Annotated in this window: 19 protein-coding genes; 10 read left to right on the forward strand and 9 right to left on the reverse strand. The window is 59.7% G+C overall.

The window, feature by feature from the left end; genetic code table 11:
* Positions 1-224 precede the first annotated feature (224 nt).
* From DW024_RS02835 to DW024_RS02845, 3 genes are all read left to right on the forward strand, one after another.
* On the forward strand, positions 225-1,535 hold the full coding sequence (locus DW024_RS02835; RefSeq protein ID WP_118376919.1) for an O-acetylhomoserine aminocarboxypropyltransferase/cysteine synthase family protein: 1,311 nt from the start codon (positions 225-227) through the stop codon (positions 1,533-1,535).
* A 312-nt stretch (positions 1,536-1,847) separates the two neighbouring features.
* The gene (locus tag DW024_RS02840) at positions 1,848-2,624 is read left to right on the forward strand and encodes a hypothetical protein (RefSeq protein WP_117583890.1); all 777 of its coding nucleotides are present in this window, start codon (positions 1,848-1,850) and stop codon (positions 2,622-2,624) included.
* A 186-nt stretch (positions 2,625-2,810) separates the two neighbouring features.
* Entirely contained in the window at positions 2,811-3,017 is a 207-nt protein-coding gene (locus tag DW024_RS02845; protein ID WP_118376920.1) for a hypothetical protein, read from the forward strand.
* Positions 3,018-3,124: 107 nt separating this feature from the next.
* Here the strand turns inward: DW024_RS02845 and DW024_RS10245 are convergent, their stop codons facing one another.
* The 3 genes from DW024_RS10245 to DW024_RS02855 form a co-directional block, all read right to left on the reverse strand.
* Positions 3,125-3,454, reverse strand: coding sequence for a ketopantoate reductase family protein (locus DW024_RS10245; RefSeq protein WP_233541314.1), 330 nt, complete (start codon positions 3,452-3,454; stop codon positions 3,125-3,127).
* Positions 3,337-4,038, reverse strand: coding sequence for a ketopantoate reductase family protein (locus DW024_RS02850; protein ID WP_233541315.1), 702 nt, complete (start codon positions 4,036-4,038; stop codon positions 3,337-3,339). The genes DW024_RS10245 and DW024_RS02850 overlap by 118 nt, the downstream gene beginning before the upstream one ends.
* 123 nt (positions 4,039-4,161) lie before the next feature.
* On the reverse strand, positions 4,162-4,932 hold the full coding sequence (locus tag DW024_RS02855; RefSeq protein ID WP_118376921.1) for a cyclase family protein: 771 nt from the start codon (positions 4,930-4,932) through the stop codon (positions 4,162-4,164).
* A 162-nt stretch (positions 4,933-5,094) separates the two neighbouring features.
* On the opposite strand from DW024_RS02855, the gene DW024_RS02860 reads away from it, so the two are divergent.
* The 5 genes from DW024_RS02860 to DW024_RS02880 all read left to right on the forward strand — a co-directional run bounded on the left by DW024_RS02860 (position 5,095) and on the right by DW024_RS02880 (position 10,499).
* Positions 5,095-6,282 (forward strand): aldo/keto reductase, encoded by a 1,188-nt coding sequence (locus DW024_RS02860; protein ID WP_118376922.1) that lies wholly within the window; start codon positions 5,095-5,097, stop codon positions 6,280-6,282.
* A 98-nt stretch (positions 6,283-6,380) separates the two neighbouring features.
* Positions 6,381-7,247, forward strand: coding sequence for a deoxyribonuclease IV (locus DW024_RS02865; protein ID WP_118376923.1), 867 nt, complete (start codon positions 6,381-6,383; stop codon positions 7,245-7,247).
* A gap of 147 nt (positions 7,248-7,394) precedes the next feature.
* Positions 7,395-8,255, forward strand: a complete 861-nt coding sequence (locus tag DW024_RS02870) for an ABC transporter substrate-binding protein (protein WP_118376924.1) — start codon at positions 7,395-7,397, stop codon at positions 8,253-8,255.
* 117 nt (positions 8,256-8,372) lie between these two features.
* Positions 8,373-9,734 (forward strand): ABC transporter permease subunit, encoded by a 1,362-nt coding sequence (locus DW024_RS02875; RefSeq protein ID WP_233541316.1) that lies wholly within the window; start codon positions 8,373-8,375, stop codon positions 9,732-9,734.
* Between the two features lie 12 nt (positions 9,735-9,746).
* Complete coding sequence (locus DW024_RS02880) at positions 9,747-10,499, forward strand: amino acid ABC transporter ATP-binding protein (protein WP_118376926.1); 753 nt, start codon at positions 9,747-9,749, stop codon at positions 10,497-10,499.
* 86 nt (positions 10,500-10,585) lie between these two features.
* Here DW024_RS02880 and DW024_RS02885 read toward each other — a convergent pair whose 3' ends face one another.
* The 4 genes from DW024_RS02885 to DW024_RS02900 form a co-directional block, all read right to left on the reverse strand.
* A complete protein-coding gene (locus DW024_RS02885) occupies positions 10,586-11,437 on the reverse strand; it encodes an IS3 family transposase (RefSeq protein ID WP_199576915.1) in 852 nt (283 codons plus the stop codon).
* A 20-nt stretch (positions 11,438-11,457) separates the two neighbouring features.
* Positions 11,458-11,955 (reverse strand): helix-turn-helix domain-containing protein, encoded by a 498-nt coding sequence (locus tag DW024_RS02890; RefSeq protein ID WP_117786971.1) that lies wholly within the window; start codon positions 11,953-11,955, stop codon positions 11,458-11,460.
* 117 nt (positions 11,956-12,072) lie between these two features.
* Positions 12,073-12,492, reverse strand: a complete 420-nt coding sequence (locus tag DW024_RS02895) for a flavodoxin (RefSeq protein ID WP_118376927.1) — start codon at positions 12,490-12,492, stop codon at positions 12,073-12,075.
* Between the two features lie 46 nt (positions 12,493-12,538).
* Positions 12,539-13,243, reverse strand: a complete 705-nt coding sequence (locus DW024_RS02900) for a DUF3793 family protein (RefSeq protein ID WP_158572155.1) — start codon at positions 13,241-13,243, stop codon at positions 12,539-12,541.
* A gap of 175 nt (positions 13,244-13,418) precedes the next feature.
* Here DW024_RS02900 and DW024_RS02905 point away from each other — a divergent pair, with 175 nt between their 5' ends.
* Positions 13,419-13,802 (forward strand): heavy-metal-associated domain-containing protein, encoded by a 384-nt coding sequence (locus DW024_RS02905; RefSeq protein WP_118376929.1) that lies wholly within the window; start codon positions 13,419-13,421, stop codon positions 13,800-13,802.
* Between the two features lie 26 nt (positions 13,803-13,828).
* Here the strand turns inward: DW024_RS02905 and DW024_RS02910 are convergent, their stop codons facing one another.
* Both DW024_RS02910 and DW024_RS02915 read right to left on the reverse strand, forming a co-directional pair.
* Positions 13,829-14,254 (reverse strand): hypothetical protein, encoded by a 426-nt coding sequence (locus DW024_RS02910; RefSeq protein ID WP_233541317.1) that lies wholly within the window; start codon positions 14,252-14,254, stop codon positions 13,829-13,831.
* Positions 14,247-15,752, reverse strand: coding sequence for a DNA repair protein (locus tag DW024_RS02915; RefSeq protein ID WP_118376930.1), 1,506 nt, complete (start codon positions 15,750-15,752; stop codon positions 14,247-14,249). The genes DW024_RS02910 and DW024_RS02915 overlap by 8 nt, the downstream gene beginning before the upstream one ends.
* A 224-nt stretch (positions 15,753-15,976) precedes the next feature.
* Between DW024_RS02915 and DW024_RS02920 the strand changes: the two genes are divergently transcribed.
* A complete protein-coding gene (locus tag DW024_RS02920; RefSeq protein WP_158551284.1) occupies positions 15,977-16,501 on the forward strand; it encodes an iron-containing alcohol dehydrogenase in 525 nt (174 codons plus the stop codon).
* The last annotated feature ends 112 nt before the right edge of the window (positions 16,502-16,613 follow it).

The following is a 16,613-nucleotide window of genomic DNA, read 5'->3' on the forward strand; positions in this document are numbered from 1 at the left end:
CTTTTAAGTGATTGACCCGGGGAGACGATGCTCGTACTATTCAAAACACACAAAGGCGGTAGGTAATTAAGCCGACCACAGAACCGGGATGTCAAAAGGAGGACCGCATATGAATTGCTTACCAAGACGAATGCCGGGCTCCTGTTTGCGCCCGTCGGCGTGATCAGGAGACAGCGACTTACTTCTCTCTTTTTATTTACTTTTGTTCGATCAAGGAGATCATCATGAGCCAGTTCATCAACAACCCCGAGCACACCTTTGGTTTCGATACCCTGCAGCTGCACGTTGGCCAGGAGAGCGCTGATCCCGCATCCGACTCCCGCGCCGTGCCTATCTACCAGACCACGAGCTATGTGTTCCGCAACTCCCAGCACGCCGCCGACCGCTTTGGTCTTGCCGATGCTGGTAACATCTACGGCCGTCTGACCAACTCCACCCAGGGCGTCTTCGAGGACCGTATCGCCGCACTCGAGGGCGGCGCGGCAGGTCTCGCCGTCGCCTCCGGTGCTGCTGCCATCACCTATACCCTGCAGGCTCTTGCCCAGGCCGGCGACCATGTGGTGGCCCAGAAGACTATCTACGGCGGTTCCTACAACCTGCTGGAGCATACGCTCTCACAGTTTGGCGTCGAGACCACCTTTGTCGACGCCCATAACCTGGGCGAGGTCGAGGGTGCCATCAAGGACAACACCACGGTCGTCTATCTCGAGACGCTCGGCAACCCCAACTCCGATATCCCCAACATCGACGCCATCTCCGAGATTGCCAAGAAGCATGGTCTTCCGGTCGTCGTCGATAACACCTTCGGCACCCCGTATCTGTTCCGTCCGCTGGAGCACGGCGCCAACATCGTCGTTCACTCTGCAACCAAGTTCATTGGCGGCCACGGCACCTCGCTGGGCGGCGTGATTGTCGACGGCGGCAACTTTGACTGGAAGGCGAGCGGCAAGTACGCCCAGATCGCTGAGCCCAACCCCTCCTACCATGGTGTTTCGTTTGCCGAGGCTGCCGGTCCCACCGCCTTCGCAACCTATGTCCGCGCTATCCTGCTGCGTGACGAGGGCGCCTGCATCAGCCCGTTCAACGCCTGGGTCCTGCTCCAGGGCACCGAGACTCTGTCGCTGCGCGTCGACCGTCATGTCGAGAACACCAAGAAGGTCGTTGAGTTCCTGGCTGGCGACAGCCACGTCGCCAAGGTGAATCACCCGAGCCTGCCTGAGCACCCCGATCACGAGCTCTATCAGAAGTACTTCCCCCGTGGCGGTGCTTCGATCTTTACCTTTGAGATTAAGGGTGGCCAGGAGGCTGCATGGAAGTTCATCGATCATCTGCAGGTGTTCTCGCTGCTCGCCAACGTGGCCGACGTCAAGTCGCTCGTCGTGCACCCGGCTACCACCACGCACTCCCAGCTCTCTGCCGAGGAGCTCGCCGAGCAGAACATCACGCCCTCCACGATCCGTCTTTCCATCGGTACCGAGAACGCCGAGGATATCATTTGGGATCTGAAGCAGGCCTTTGCCGCGCTGGACGAGTAAGGCGACTTGTGCAAGGACCCCTTGCGACTCGATAGGTATAACTGCATAAAATGCCTGCTCAAGGCGCCTGTGCGAACAATGGTTGCACAGGCGTCGTTTTTGCATAGAGAGGGTGCAAAAACAGGGTTTTTGACACGCTTTATGCAATCGAGATGTGGAAAACTCCTGTTGAGAGGATGTGAGTTTTACGCAATTGACGTGCGCCTTTTGAGTAAAACCGCAGGTCGCGATTTGCTCGGGGTACTATGCAGCGCGATTAAATCACACGCAGCTCAAACGCAGCAAAAACGCACTACGGAGGTTTCCAGCTACATGAGGATCGATTCACGAAAACCGAAAGCCGCCGCCCTTTCCGCCGCTCTGACCGTGGCACTTTTGGCGGGCGCCGGCGCAACTGATGCCCACGCGGCAACACTATCCGATACGGTCGGATCTGCGCCGTCCGAGGCGACGCTGGTGCAGCCCGTCGACTACCGCGGCGACGGTTATGGCTCTATGCAGGAGTGGAACGCCTCGATGGGGGCAAAGCGCGATTCCCTGGAGATGCGCGCTCAGATCATTATGAATATGTATGGCGACTATGCTACCGATGACGAGCGCGCTGTGTTGCAGGGTTGCATCGACGGTGCGGGTAGCCTGTTGACGATGGGGGAAGTCGACGCCAAGTCGACCGAGCTCGACGAGCTTCGCTCCACGCTTGAGGATGCCAAGCGCGAGGCGCTCGAGGCTGCCGCAGCCGAAGCCGAGGCCGCTGAGGCCGTTCAGGCTTCGTATTACAACGCCGGCTCCGGCTCGTCTTATACGTCTGCTGCGTATTACGCGAACGGCTCGGGTCTGACGCGCTCGAGCGGCGTCAATAACTATAACGGCCGCCGCGAGACTTATTACAGCAGCAACGTGTTGTATCACCACCGCACGGGCGAGTGGACGCAGGATTCCGAGGGCTTTTGGCGCGATTCCGATGGTTACTACGTCGTTGCCGCGGGCGATAAGGCCCAAGGCTCTACGTTTACCGGTTCCAAGGGCGAGTGCAAGGTCTATGACTCCGGCTGCGCTGCCGGAACCACCGACTACTACACTGGCTGGTAATTTTTCTGCAACACGGATATTTGGCGGATGGGCGTCTTTACCGAGCTTTAGGGCAACGTAAGGACGCCCGTTTTTTGTGCGTGCTTGAGTTAACAGAGCGCTTACCGTGGCAGTACGCCGCGCATATGGGCGCGGGGCACACTAAGTCATGAGAAGCAAGGTCTTTCCCGTGGAGGAAGTGGTCTTATGAACGCTCGAGATATCGCTATTGCCGCCGTCGCACTTGCACTTGGTTGTCTTGGTCCTACGGCCGCGCTTGTCGCGGGCATGCAGGGCTTGTGCGGAGCTGCTCCTATCGTTGTGGGGGCCCTGATTGCTGTCGCTGCGCTGGGAAGCGCCGGTGTCGTCCTTTGCCGTGATGATGAGGATGGTGTGCGGGGCTCGCAACTCTAACAGCTGCGAAGCTGGTTTTAGCTATAGATGAAGAAGGAAACCGCCACAAGGGGAGTGTCCCTTGCGGCGGCTTTGCTGTTGAGTCTGTTGACGTGGTGAGTCGGGCGCTACCAGCTTGCCTCGATATCGCGAATGCGCTGATAGAGCCATTCGTTCTGCGGTGCCTGGATATCGTGCTTGGCCGCCAGACGGCAGATGGTGCCGGCGAACTCCTCGACCTCGGTTTTGCGCCGCGCGACGCGGTCTTGCGCCATCGAGGGCATGCCGGCGGGATCGATTCCTTCGATGAGGTGCACCATCTGCGTCAGGTCTGCCTCGGTCAGCTCAACACCCTCGGCGTTGGCGACCGCAAGCGTTTCGCGCATGGCGGAAACAAGGCAGCGACGCTGCTCGGAGCCCGGCTCCGTGGCACTTCCGTACGTGCCGCCGTAGGCCATGCAGGTCTGGTTATGCCGTCGTTGAGCATGAGTTTGGCCCACATGCGGTGCGCAATGTCGCTCTCGACGGTGTGTGCGATGCCGCAGCGCGTGTAGAGCTCGTCGATTGCGGTGATGGCTGCGGGATCCGTACCGGCCGCCGCGCCAAAGCGGATTTCGCCCGTGTTGGTAAAGGTGAGCTCTCCGTTGAGAAACACAGCGTCCATGCCCTGGCAAATACCAAGAACGGTATGCTCCCAGCCAAAGCGCTCGGCAATCTTTTGCTCGCTCGTGATGCCGTTGCACAGCGAGGCGATGAGCGTATTGGGTCCCACGACGCGCTCCATAGTCTTGAGTGCTTGGTCGAGACCGGTGGTCTTGACCGTCAGGATGACCAGATCGGCGGGCGTTGCCTTGCTGGCGCGGACGGACTTGAGCGCACAGGGCTTGCCGTTGACGGTGAGCGCATCGTTTGCGTGACGCTCAAAACGGGCGTCATCCATAACGTATTCGACGGCGTCATTGCCGAGGGCCTTGGCAATCATGCTGCCGTAGAGCAGGCCGACGCCGCCCTTGCCGATAAAGGCGATCTTGTTGATCTGCATGCGAATCATCTCCCCATATAAAAGGCGCCCGCGTAAGGGGCGCCTGATGGATTGTATGCCGCCGGGGCGTTTGGTGAGCGCGCGGGGCTGCTGTTATGAAAAAGAAACTATTGCGCTGTGCGCTTATGCCGCGGGGCAGACCGCAAAAACGCGCGCGGGGTATCCGACGCCATCGCGGACCTTGGGGAAGGTGCAGAAGATGACAGCGCCCGTGGCGGGAAGCTCGTCTAGATGGTCCATGACCTCGATCTGGTAACGGTCGACCGAGAGGATGTACTGCTCGCCGGGGTAGGGGTAGGCGTCCTCACGTGTGGTCACGGACGCGGGGTCGGTGTCTGCCGGCTCGTGGCCGATGGCGCCGATGTTGCGCTCTTCAACGAGCCACTTGATGGCGTCGAGGTCCCAGCCGGGGTAGTGGGGCTGGCCGTCCTCGTCCTTGTTCTCGAGATTGGCGAGTTTGGACCAGTCGGAGCGGAAGGCGACAAAAGCGTCTTTGGGAATGCGACCGTGCTCATCCTCCCATGCTTTGAGGTCCTCGACGGTCAGGACGAAATCGGGGTTTGCGGCGCACTCCTCGTGCTTGTCGATTACGCAGAGCGGATGCATAAACTCGATAGGTTTAATCTCGCCAAGGGAACGGCCATCGACATGGAAGTGGCGCGGTGCGTCGACGTGGGTGCCGTACTGCGAGGCGACCGAATACTGGAAGCAACGCATGGGCGCGAGCATGTCTTCGGACGTGCCGGGCAGGTAGTCGAAGAGCTTGGTGGACTCAAACGGCTTAAAGCCAAACCAGTGCGGGGTGTCGCACGAGAGCGTATGGGTGAGGTCGACCCAGCGATAATCGGTGCTTTTGAGCTGGGAGGCGAGGTTCCAAAGGTCGAGCGCGGGCATGGGCTACTCCTTTCATCGGGCTTTTTGCTGATGTTAAAGCGGTGCCGTGACGGCCTGATTTCTGCTGCGTTACGATACGTTCTCGATTGCGATTCCGATGTGTTTCGATGACGTGACAGGTTTGTTTCGCCTTATCAGGGCTTCGATGGGAGAGGAGGGTCTGTGCAATACCGCGTTGACCCCAAAAGTGGTAACCGAATATCTGCTCTCGGTCTGGGCTGCATGAGGTTCCCCGGTGCGCCGGGCCATCCGGACGCGAAGACGGCCGACGCCATCATCTCCCGTGCGGTGGAGCAGGGGATTAACTACCTGGACACGGCCTATCTCTATCCCGGCAACGAGGCTTGCGTGGGCGCTTCGCTTGAGCGCCTAGGCCTACGCGACCAGATTTTGCTCGCGACCAAGTTGCCGCACGCTTCGTGCAAATGTGCGGAGGATTTCGACCGCTTTTTTGACGAGCAGCTGCGCCGTTTGCGGACTGACCATATCGACTACTACCTCATGCACAACATCACCTCGCCCGCGCAGTGGGAGCGCGTGGTGGCGTTGGGTATCGAGGACTGGATTGCACGCCAAAAGGCCGCGGGGCGTATTCGCCAGATAGGTTTTTCGTACCACGGCAGCGCCGCGGACTTCCTCACGATGCTTGACGTGTATGACTGGGACTTTTGCCAGATCCAGTACAACTACGCTGGAGAGCGCTACCAAGCGGGGACGGCAGGACTCATGGCGGCTGCGGAGCGCGGGCTTGCGGTGTTTGTGATGGAGCCGCTGCTGGGCGGTCGTCTAGCGGGTAAACTGCCGCCGCGGGCAGGCGCTGTGCTCGATGGCGCCCGTGACCCGTATCTGCGCACTCCTGCCGCCTGGGGGCTTTCGTGGGTGTGGAACCATCCTCAGGTGACGATGCTGCTTTCGGGTATGACTGATACCGCGCAAGTGGATGAGAACGCGGCGTTGGCCGATCGGGCCCTGCCGGATTCGATGACGGCTGCTCAGCTCGATGCCATCGCACGCGTGCTGAGAGAGTTTGAAAAATCGAATCGCGTGCCCTGCACGGGATGCGGCTATTGCATGCCGTGTCCTAAAGGCGTCAATATCCCTGGGTGTTTTGCCGCCTACAACGCAAGCTATGCGCACAGCTGGTTTACGGGTCTATCGCAGTACTTTACGGCGAGCGCGGTGCGGACGAACGAGCCCAAGCTGGTGAGCAATTGCGTCAAATGCGGCAAATGCGCACGTCACTGCCCGCAGCACATCGATATCCCTGAGCGTCTCGACGATGTGCGCCGACGTTTCCAGCCTGGCCCCGTAACGGCCGCGCTTAAAGCCTTTTGCAAAACGCGTTCCTGATGCCCCTTTTATAAGTTGCGGTGGAATAGTTCCTGTTTGCGGCAGAATAGGGCATCGACAGGAACTATTTCACCGCAACTGATGAGGGGGAGTTGGAGATGCTGACGATCGGGTGTCATCTTTCGACGACGAAGGGCTATCGGGCGATGGGGGAGACGGCGCTATCCATTGGCGCCAATACCTTTGCGTTCTTTACGCGCAACCCGCGCGGTGGCAAGGCGAAAGACCTTGACATGGATGACGTGGCGGCTCTGCGCGAGCTTATGGCGCAAAACGACTTTGGACCGCTGGTGGCGCATGCCCCGTATACCTACAACCCCTGTTCTGCCAAAGAGCGGGCGCGCGAGTTTGCCTTGGAGGCAATGGCCGAGGACTTGCAGCGTCTGGAAGCACTGCCCGGCAACTACTACAACTTCCATCCCGGTGCGCATGTGGGACAGGGCTCCGACGTCGGCATTCAGATGATTGTCGACACCCTGTGTCAGGTGATGTTTGAGGGCCAGCAGACGACGGTGCTGCTCGAGACCATGGCCGGCAAGGGCACCGAGGTGGGCCGCAACTTTGAGGAGCTGGCGCTCATCATCCAGGGCGTTGCCGACAAACGCCCCGAGCTGTCGGTCAAGTTGGGCGTTTGCCTAGACACCTGCCATGTGAGCGATGCCGGCTACGACATCATCCATGATCTGGACGGCGTACTCGACGAGTTCGACCGCGTGGTGGGTATCGACCGCTTGCGTGCCGTACACATCAACGATTCGAAGAACCCCTGTGGCGCCCATAAAGATCGTCACGAGTGCATCGGTAAGGGCTACCTTGGTAGCGAGGAGCTTGGCGGCGGTATGCAGGTTATGCAGAATATTGTATCGAATGACCGTCTGCGTGCGTTGCCTTTCATTTTGGAGACACCGAACGAACTTGCAGGTTATGCGGCTGAAATTAAACTCTTAAGGTCATTGCAGCAGTAATAAACAGTCACAAAGTGGGTATTTCATTCACGTTATGGGTTTGTTTCAATCAGTTTTCTCATTGCAGATTCCTACAAGCGGGTGCATAATAACCCTCAGTTTTTGCAGACCTCTGAATCAAACGAGGTCACCGGAAGGAGACTGATTATGAAGCTGAAGAAGCTTGGCGCATTTGCCGCCACGGGTGCTATGGCGCTCGCCCTTGCTCTGACGGGCTGCGGTTCGTCCAACGCCACCTCTGGTTCTGATGCCGGTTCCAGCAGCTCTGACGACGCTAAGGTCGAGAAGGTCGACGGCTCTAAGGAGTACGCGCTCGTCAAGGACGGTACGCTCACCGTCGGCACCTCTGCCGAGTACGCGCCGTTTGAGTACAAGGATGACAACGGCGACTACCAGGGCTTTGACCTTGAGCTTATCAAGGCTATCGGCGACAAGCTGGGCCTGGATGTCGAGTACGTCAACAACGACTTCGACACGCTCGTCCCCGGCGTTGCTTCGGGCGCCAAGTACGACGTCGCCATCGCGGCTATCACTGACACGCCCGAGCGTGAGAAGGAAGTCACTTTCTCCGATTCCTACTACATGGACGATCAGGCTATCGTGACCAAGGTCGATAACACCGACATCACGGCCGACAACTACAGCGAGAAGCTCAACAACGCCGACGCTACCATCATCGTCCAGTCTGGATCGACCGCCGAGGCCTTTGCCCAGGAGAACTTCCCTAAGGCCAAGATCGTCCCCTACAAGGACGCCACCGAGTGCTTCAGCGCCCTGCAGTCCGATAAGGGCGATGCCGTAGTCACCAACCGCTCCGTTGCTAGCCAGCTGACCGCCGAGCAGTTCAACACCTGCCAGACCATCAAGCAGGTCAGCACCGGCGAGGAGTACGCCATCGCCATCAACCAGGGCAACACCAAGCTCAAGGACGACATCAACCAGGCCATCAAGGATCTGACCGACGACGGTACCGTTGACGCCCTCATGGCTAAGTACAACATCAAGTAAAATAGTCACTTGATTGCGCGCGGGCCCTTTCCGTTTTGCGGAGAGGGCCTTTGCGCTTCTCTTGGCGGAGAGCATTTCCGTCTCGTTTTGCCGGCAACTTCTACGATAGGAGCCACCTTGTCTCGACTGAACAAAGGGGCTGCGGAGCAGCGTTTTCCACTGCCCGCCTTGCTCCAAAAGCTAGCCTGCGCCATGGCCGTGGCGCTCGCGCTGGTGTGCGTGGGGGCATATGCGCCCACGACCGCCCAGGCGCTTGGGACCGCAAAGATTACCGCCCGACCCAACACCGGTTCGGGCAGCGCTGTGGTCGGCGGCACCGAGACGCGCATTACCTGGGAAGTTCAGGCCGATGCCGACGAGGAGCTGAGCGGTCTTTCTCTGACGTTTGTCGACGGCACAACGTTTGGTACCGATGACACGCGATTGACGATGCTCTCGGGCGAGGACCTCATGGATCGTACGCCCATGAAGCCCACGTGCAAGGCTGACGGCCAGACGCTCAAGATTGACTTTGGCGAGACGGCGCCTGCCGGCGGCTTTTTCCGTGTCGAGGTTTACGGCGTGACGTTCCCCGTCGAGGGCGGCGATGAGGCCTTTAGCGGAACCTATACGCTCGCCGACGGTTCGACCAAGAAGATTTCCAAGATTCCTTCCGTCGAGATTAAGGGCGTGACGGCGTTCGATAACTTCCTGGCCGACCTTAAGGAACAGCCGTGGGTCGAGGCATGGAATTCCAACATGTTCCTTCGCCTGTTCCTGAACCCGGTCATTTTGGTCCAGAGCCTGCCGATCGTCTTCAAGGGCTTCCTTATGTCGCTCTCGATCGTGCTCGTGGCGTTTCCGCTGGCGATCCCCTTTGGCTTTGCCCTGTCGCTTATGCGCATATCCAAATCGCGCATCCTGCGTTGCCTTGCCGGCATCTACGTGAATGTCATCCGCGGTACGCCGGCGTTCCTGCAGATCTATATTGCATTCTTTGGCCTGCCGCTTGCCGGCGTCAAGGTGGACGACTATGTCTTGGGCGTTATCGTCATGGCCATGAACTCGTCTGCGTATCTGTGCGAGATTTTCCGTGCCGGTATTCAATCGATCCCCAAGGGCCAGAACGAGGCCGCTCGTTCGCTGGGTATGAATGCCTTCCAGACGCTGCTCTACGTTATGATTCCGCAGACGTTCCGCAATGTCCTGCCTACGCTGACCAGCGAGTTTATCCTGCTCTACAAGGATACGTCGCTGCTCGCCGCCGTGGGCGTGGTCGAGATCGTCATGAACGCCCGCACCATCGTGGCAACGACGGGCTCCATTACGCCGTATGTGGTTGCCGCCCTGTTCTATCTGGTCATTACCCTGCCGCTTGCGCGCTTGGTGAGCGGTCTTGAGGCGAGGCTGCTGGGTACGGCCGAAACCAAAAAGAAGCGTCCCACCAAGAGCGCCGGACAGGTTGTCGCGACGCCCGCCGACCATATCGCTGGTCTGTAAGGAGGTTCTATTATGAGCGAAACCAATAACTCGAACGAGGTCGTCGTCAGCATCAAGAATCTCCAGAAGGCCTTTGGCGATAACGTGGTCCTGCGCGACATCGACCTTGATGTGCACAAGGGCGAGGTCGTCGTAGTCCTGGGCCCTTCGGGTTCGGGCAAGTCGACGATGCTTCGCTGCATTAACCGTCTTGAGCATCCCACGAGTGGCTCGATTGTCGTTGAGGGCGTGGATGTGTGCGCCAAGGGCGTTGACCTCAATAAGGTGCGTACGCACTTGGGCATGGTGTTTCAGCAGTTCAACTTGTTCCCGCACCTGTCGGTCAAAAAGAACGTCATGCTTGCGCAGCAAAAGGTGCTCAAGCGCAGCAAGGAAGAGGCCGAGAAGATTGCCATCGAGGAGCTGACCAAGGTCGGCCTGGCCGAGCGCATCGATTTTATGCCGAGTCAGCTTTCGGGCGGTCAGCAGCAGCGCGTGGCCATCGCCCGCGCCCTGTCGATGAATCCGCACGTGATGCTCTTTGACGAGGCCACGTCGGCGCTCGATCCTGAGCTTGTCCGCGATGTATTGGGCGTCATGCGCGATCTTGCGCATGACGGTATGACCATGATCGTGGTGACGCACGAGATGGGCTTTGCCCGCGACGTCGCCGACCGCGTCGTCTTTATGGACGGTGGCGTTATCGTGGAAGAGGGTACGCCGAGTGAGGTCTTCGACCATCCCAAGAGCGAGCGCACCAAGGCGTTCTTGGGCAACATCTCGTAGCCGATTGATGTAACTGCCGTTATAAAAGAGCGGGGGCTGGACTTGAATTGAACTGCACCCCAAAACTTGGACGGCTTAAATAAGAACTACGCCGCAAGGGGCTGGTTCCGGAACTCCTCCGGGGTCAGCCCCTTCAGTTTAACCTGCCTTCGCCTCGTGTTCCAATGGACCACGAAGTCGTCGAGGTCCGCCTTGAAGGACTCGAAGTCCGGCCACGTCCTTCCACGGAAGAACTCGTCCTTGATGTGGCCGAAGACCTGCTCGGTGGCGCCGTTGTCGATGCAGTTGCCCTTTCTGGACATGCTCTGGACGATCCCGGCGTCCCTCAGCCTCCCGCACCATGCGGCGTGCTGGTACTGCCAGCCCATGTCGCTGTGAAGCACCGGCGTCGCGCCCTCGGGCATCTTCGCCAGCAGCCGGTCGAGCAGCTCGGCCTGCTGCGCCATGTCCGGGCTGGTCGACGTCGACCACGCGACTATCTCCTTGCTGCCGAAGTCGTACACCGGCGCGAAGTAGGCCTTGCCCCAGGGCTGCTTGAACTCGGTGACGTCGGTGCCCATCTTCTGCCACGGCCCGTCGGCGGCGAAGTCGCGCCCGATGACGTTCTCGAACGTCTCGCCCACGACGCCCCTGTACGAGTTGTACCTATGGTAGTCGGTCTCGCGGCGGATGCCGCAGCGGACCCCCATCTCCCGCATCATCTTGAGCACGGTCTTGTAGGCTATGCGCGCGCCCAGCTCGGCGCGCAGGCACATGGCGACCTGGCGGTGGCCGCACCCGTTGGCCGTGCGCGAGAAGATCTCCGCCACCGCGTCCCGCAGCTCCGGGCGCGTCGGCCTGGCCGGGTGCGACAGCGCGTAGTAGTAGCTGGACCGGGCCATGCCGGCGCACTCCAGCAGGCGCCCCAGCTCGTATCCCTCCGCGCGCAGGGCGCTCACGGCCTCGACCTTCGCCCTGGTCAGAGCCCGTCCCTCTCGACCAGGGCACGCAATTTTTTTAGGTAGGCCACCTCGGTCTCGAGCCTTCGGCAGCGCTCCTCGAGCTCCTGCTCCCGGGTGCGCTCGCGCGCCCTGGGGCCGGACCCCTTCGGCCTGCCCCTGGGCTTGGGCCTGAGCGCCTCGGCGCCGCCCTCGCGGTAGAGCGCGCACCATCTCTTGAGTGGTGCCAAGGACATGACCCCGAACGCCTTCATGGCGTCCCGCTTGGCCATGCCGCCGTCGACCACGGCCGAGGCGGCGGCGACCTTCTGCTCGTATGTGTACCTGGTCTGCTTGCCGTCCATGGATAGCAGCACCTCGCTTCCGAACGACCGGTATACGTAGAGCCATTGTCTCACGGTGTTGCGCGGGACCGACAGCGCCTTCGCCGCCGACTCGAAGCCGTGCCCTCGCTCGAAGAGCCCGATCGCCGCCTTCCTGGCCTCGATGTCGTGTTTCACTCTCAAGTCGACACGCATAAAAAGCCTCCCATTTCTCGTGTCCAAGAAATGGGAGGCAGTTCAAATCCAGCCCCCGCTCTTTTGTAGGGACGGGGATGCGCTTTGATGCAGGCTCTTTTGGATGCCCTGGGTTCGTTACACGAGCTCGGCTCCGAGGGCCTTGCAAGCGGTCTCGCCCTCGTCGTCGGGCGCATCGTAGCAGATGACGGAATCGACGACGTTGACGCCCGCCTCGTCGGCGTCCGCCTTCCAGTTGTCCATCCATTCGCCCTCGGCCCACGAATAAGAGCCAAAGAGGACAACCTTCTTGTCGCCGAGGGTCTCCTTGACCTCATCCCACATGGGCTGGAACTCATCGTATTCAAGCTCCTCGGAACCCATGGCGGGGCAGCCGAAGGCGAAGGCATCATATTCGGCGGCCTTGTCGGCAGAGAAGTCGGCGCAGGAGATGACCTCTGCCTCGGCGCCGGCACCGGTTGCGCCCTCGGCAACGAAGTTTGCCATGGCCTCGGTGTTGCCTGTACCGCTCCAGTAGACGACTGCGATCTTGCTCATATGTCTTCCTTTCGGTTGTGCGGCGTGCGGCCGCGTTTTGTATGCTCTATCGGGTTGCCTGGACAAGTTGTCCCAGAGTGCAGCCCTGTTGATAGATGTAGGTAAGGTATTGCGTGCATGCGCGATAGGAATCGAAGGTCGTGAGCGCCTGCTCAACGTTTGTGTATACCTTCCATGCGCCAAAGACCTTATAGTTTTCGCCGTGCTGGACGATAAACTGATGGACATCTTCGTAGGGATAGCCCAAAAAATAGCCAATTTCGTGGGGGAACTCGCACATGCACCCCGTATCGCAGTGCCTATTTCGCGCGAGCGCGCAGACGCTGCCGTCATAGGCGCTCTCTGCGGCATTGCTGCTTGCCAGCGTGATGCGCGCGGCGAGATGCACCAGGGACGCGGGCAGGTTGTGGACATCGTAACCTTCGGCGGCAAGCACCGTCGTGGCGCGGGGGTCGGAGAGATATCGCATGAGGTCTGCAGGGCGGTACACATAGATGAGCGCTCCGCAGGGCCGCCAGACCAAAACGCTCATATGGATCCCGAGTGGCTGGAGCTCGCGGTTGCATTGGGCTATGACGGCGAGCAGGCGAGAGCGTCGCTCTTCGATATGGGTGGCGCTGGGTTTTCCGTTTTGGTTGGCGTAAACGCCGGGATAGGTAAAGAGCGAAGCCGGCTTGATACCTGCGAGCGTAGGGGAGCAGTTGCGCACGACAGCCGTTTGGTATGTTGGGATGTCAATGGTTCGAGTCACGATGCCCCTTTCGGGTCCTCAGTCGTTAGCCTAGGAAAACTTATACACGAAAGTAAGCCATGGTCAACAAAAAAGTTTGAAGAGGGAAACTAATTGACCGAACAGACATGTTTTTGAGTTAAGATGGGGACACCCCATGGGGGTATCTAGATAGGGCTACTTGAAAGGGGAACGCATGAGTGACTTGCTCAACCCTGCGAATCTCATCGTGCTGGCCGTCATTGCCGTCGGCATGTTTTTTGGACTGCGCCGCATTGCCGCTTCGACACACGGGAAGAGTTGTTGCAGCGATGGTGCGAGCGGCAAGAAGGCCAAAAAGGTTGTTGTGGTGGATACCGATGCGTCACACTATCCCTATAGCGATGAGCTGCTCATCGGCGGCATGAGCTGTGACGGCTGCGCTCAGAACGTGGCCAATGCCCTCAATGCACTGGATGGCGTGTGGGCAACGGTGACGTATGCGGACCACACGGCACGCGTGCGCTCTAAGCAGCCGGTTGATCGTGATGTCCTCGAGGCGGCCGTGAAAGACGCGGGCTACTACGTCATGACGCTGTAAGCGTCGCTCTGGATGCGCTTCCTTGGCTAGGCTCGTCCGCGCAGCTCAATGTCCTGGATGTCATCGAAATCGATGGCGATATCCTTGAGCTTGAGCAGTTTAAAGGCGGGCAGTACCTCGTCGAGGATTCCGGTGCGAGCGCGATAGCCGTACGTATCGTAATAGGTGACGCGCACCAAATCGCCACGTTTGAGACCCTCGAGTTTTTTAGAAAGCACGAGGGCTTTTTCTTCTGTGAGCTCACGTTTTGACTCGACGGTGATTTCCTGCTTGCGCACGAGTTCGTAGTATCCCGTGAGGGCGGCAAAGGGCATAAACTGTGCGGCGCGGTTGGCGCGCACGGCACCGTTGGCAGTGAGGTTGGGGTCGGCGGCGCGGCGTCTGCCCTCGGGGTCCGCCAGGCGCTCGAAGGCGGTCGGCGGGCGCACGGGCTGTTGTTTGGGTTTAGGCACGGTGTCCTCCAACTTGTTCGTTGCGTTCGCGCGCGGTGGCGCCGGCGGTAAAGCTCAATCCCTTGACGAGCGCGTTCTTGCCGTACTTGCCTTTCACGGCCAGGACGGCGCGCGCCAGGTCGCGTTCGCGCTCATCGGCCTCGATATCGCTGAACAGATCGATGGTGGCAAATTCCTCGGGCATGAGGTTGCCAAATCCCAGGTTGATGCGCTTGACCGGTCGTTTGGGATCGACAGTCTGCGCCCAGAGCTCATCGAAATAGCCCATGATCTTCTTAAACGAATTGGTGCGCTCGGGCAGCTTTCGCGAGGCGTTAGAGTGCGCAAAGAGTGCGGCATAGCCACCGCGCGGTTTGCCGCCATGCTCTCCCACAAAGATGCCATCGATTGCCTGCGCTTCGCGCACCAGGCGACGCCGTTCGTCATCGCGCTGGACGGGCTTGGGCGCACGGGGCGCGAGCTCGGGGCCGGCGGTTGCGGTGGGTTCGATACTCGATGTGCTCGAGCGCAGGTGCCCGCATCCGTCCACATACTGCGCTGTACCGCTGGCGTCGAGGCGGCGTATGTCGGCGCGTTCGCTCGCGTAGCCCACAAAGAGCGAGATGCTGTCACAGACCACGTGCTTATCGACCAAGTCTAAAACGGCGTTGTCGACCATCTCGCGCAAGACGGTATAGGCCTGTTCGTAGGCATAACCCTTCGAGAGCACCTGTCCTGTGGTGGTCGAAGTTGCTTGCGGGCGATAGGCTTGGATATCGGCGATGGTTGTCGACTCGCGCCCGAAGGCATGGTCGATGAGATATTCGGCATTGACGCCGAGCTCGTCGTAAAGCAGGTTTTCGTCGAGCGCCGCGACGCCCATCAGATCGTAGACGCCGTATTTCTCGAGGCGGGCTGCCACGCCGGGACCGATGCCCCAGATATCGGTGATGGGACGATGGGGCCAGATCTCCTTGCGAAAGGTCTCGTCGTCGAGTATGCCGATGCGGCTGGGTACGTGCTTGGCGGTAATGTCGAGCGCTACCTTGGCCTGGAATAGGTTGGGGCCGATGCCGACCGTCGCCGTGATGCCGGTGCGCGCGAGGACCTCGTCGCGCAGCGTGCAGGCGAACCCTTCCGCATCTGTGTGATAGAGGTCCAGATAGGGCGTCACGTCGATAAAGCACTCATCGATGGAGTAGACGTGCACGTCCTGGGGGCTGACGTATTCCAGATAGATACCGTAGATTTTCGCCGACACCTCCATGTAATGCTGCATGCGCGGTACGGCCGTGATGTAGTCGATGTCATCGGGAATTTCGAACAGACGGCAGCGATTGTGTATCCCGAGGTCCTTCATGGCCTGTGTGATGGCGAGGCAGATGGTCGTGCGCCCGCGCGATTCGTCGGCAACGACCAGGTTGGTGGTGAGCGGATCGAGCCCACGGTCGACGCACTCGACGCTGGCATAAAACGTCTTGAGGTCGATGCAGATATAGGTGTGCTGCTCGTGCGCCATCCGTGTCCTTTCATCAAACACATGTTCTTATCGAATATCTGTTCGATAATACCCGCTTGCGCGGACACCGTCAAAACCTGTCCCTATTTGGCAGGTATGGTCGTGCGGCTGCATCGGGTTTTTAACGCAGCCCTAAAGAGCGCGAAACAGCTCGGAAAAGCTCGCTTCGTAGCATGAGGCTAACGATTGATGCCACCATAAAGCACGGAAGGGTTGTGGGGATAATGGTTAACTATGGGTTTGGTATGCCGACGCGCTTGGTTGCGGATGGGGACGTGGCTCGCTGGTGCGGGCGATTGGTTGCCCACTATGGCGGCACCAAGACACTGGTCGTGCTGGGAGGCGACAAGCACACGCGTGATGAGCTCGTTTCGGCGGCGCTGGGCTCGCTCGATCGCGCCCTGCTCGAACGCGTGCTCTTTCGTTGCGGCTTGGTCGGGGGCGACGGGGGAGACGATTTGGTCGATGAGGCCGTAGCCCTGGCGACCGATGAGGGCGTGGACTTTGTCCTGGCGATCGGCGATGCCGATACGGCGGGCTTTGCGCGCGAACTCGCTCGTCGCATGGCCGTGCTCGATGCCGGCGAGGACGGCTTTGTTCCCTACGGATGCATCGTCTCCGAGGGAAAAGTGCCCGCCGTTGTGGGTGCCGGCGAGGTTCCCGTTTTCGCCATCATCGCTCCCGAACTGCTGGAGGGTATCGGCTCGCCCTTGCGCGAGCTGCTCGGCAGTGTGTGCGCCGCGGCCTAATATTTACCATAAAGGGATAGGTTATTTTTGGTTGGTAAAGCGTTTGACCTGCCAAAATAAACCTGTCCCTTTTTGGTCGGTTGCCGTTGGGGGGGGGCGGATTGGCAACGCT

Source organism: Collinsella sp. AF37-9 (assembly GCF_003475115.1).
Lineage (GTDB): Bacteria > Actinomycetota > Coriobacteriia > Coriobacteriales > Coriobacteriaceae > Collinsella.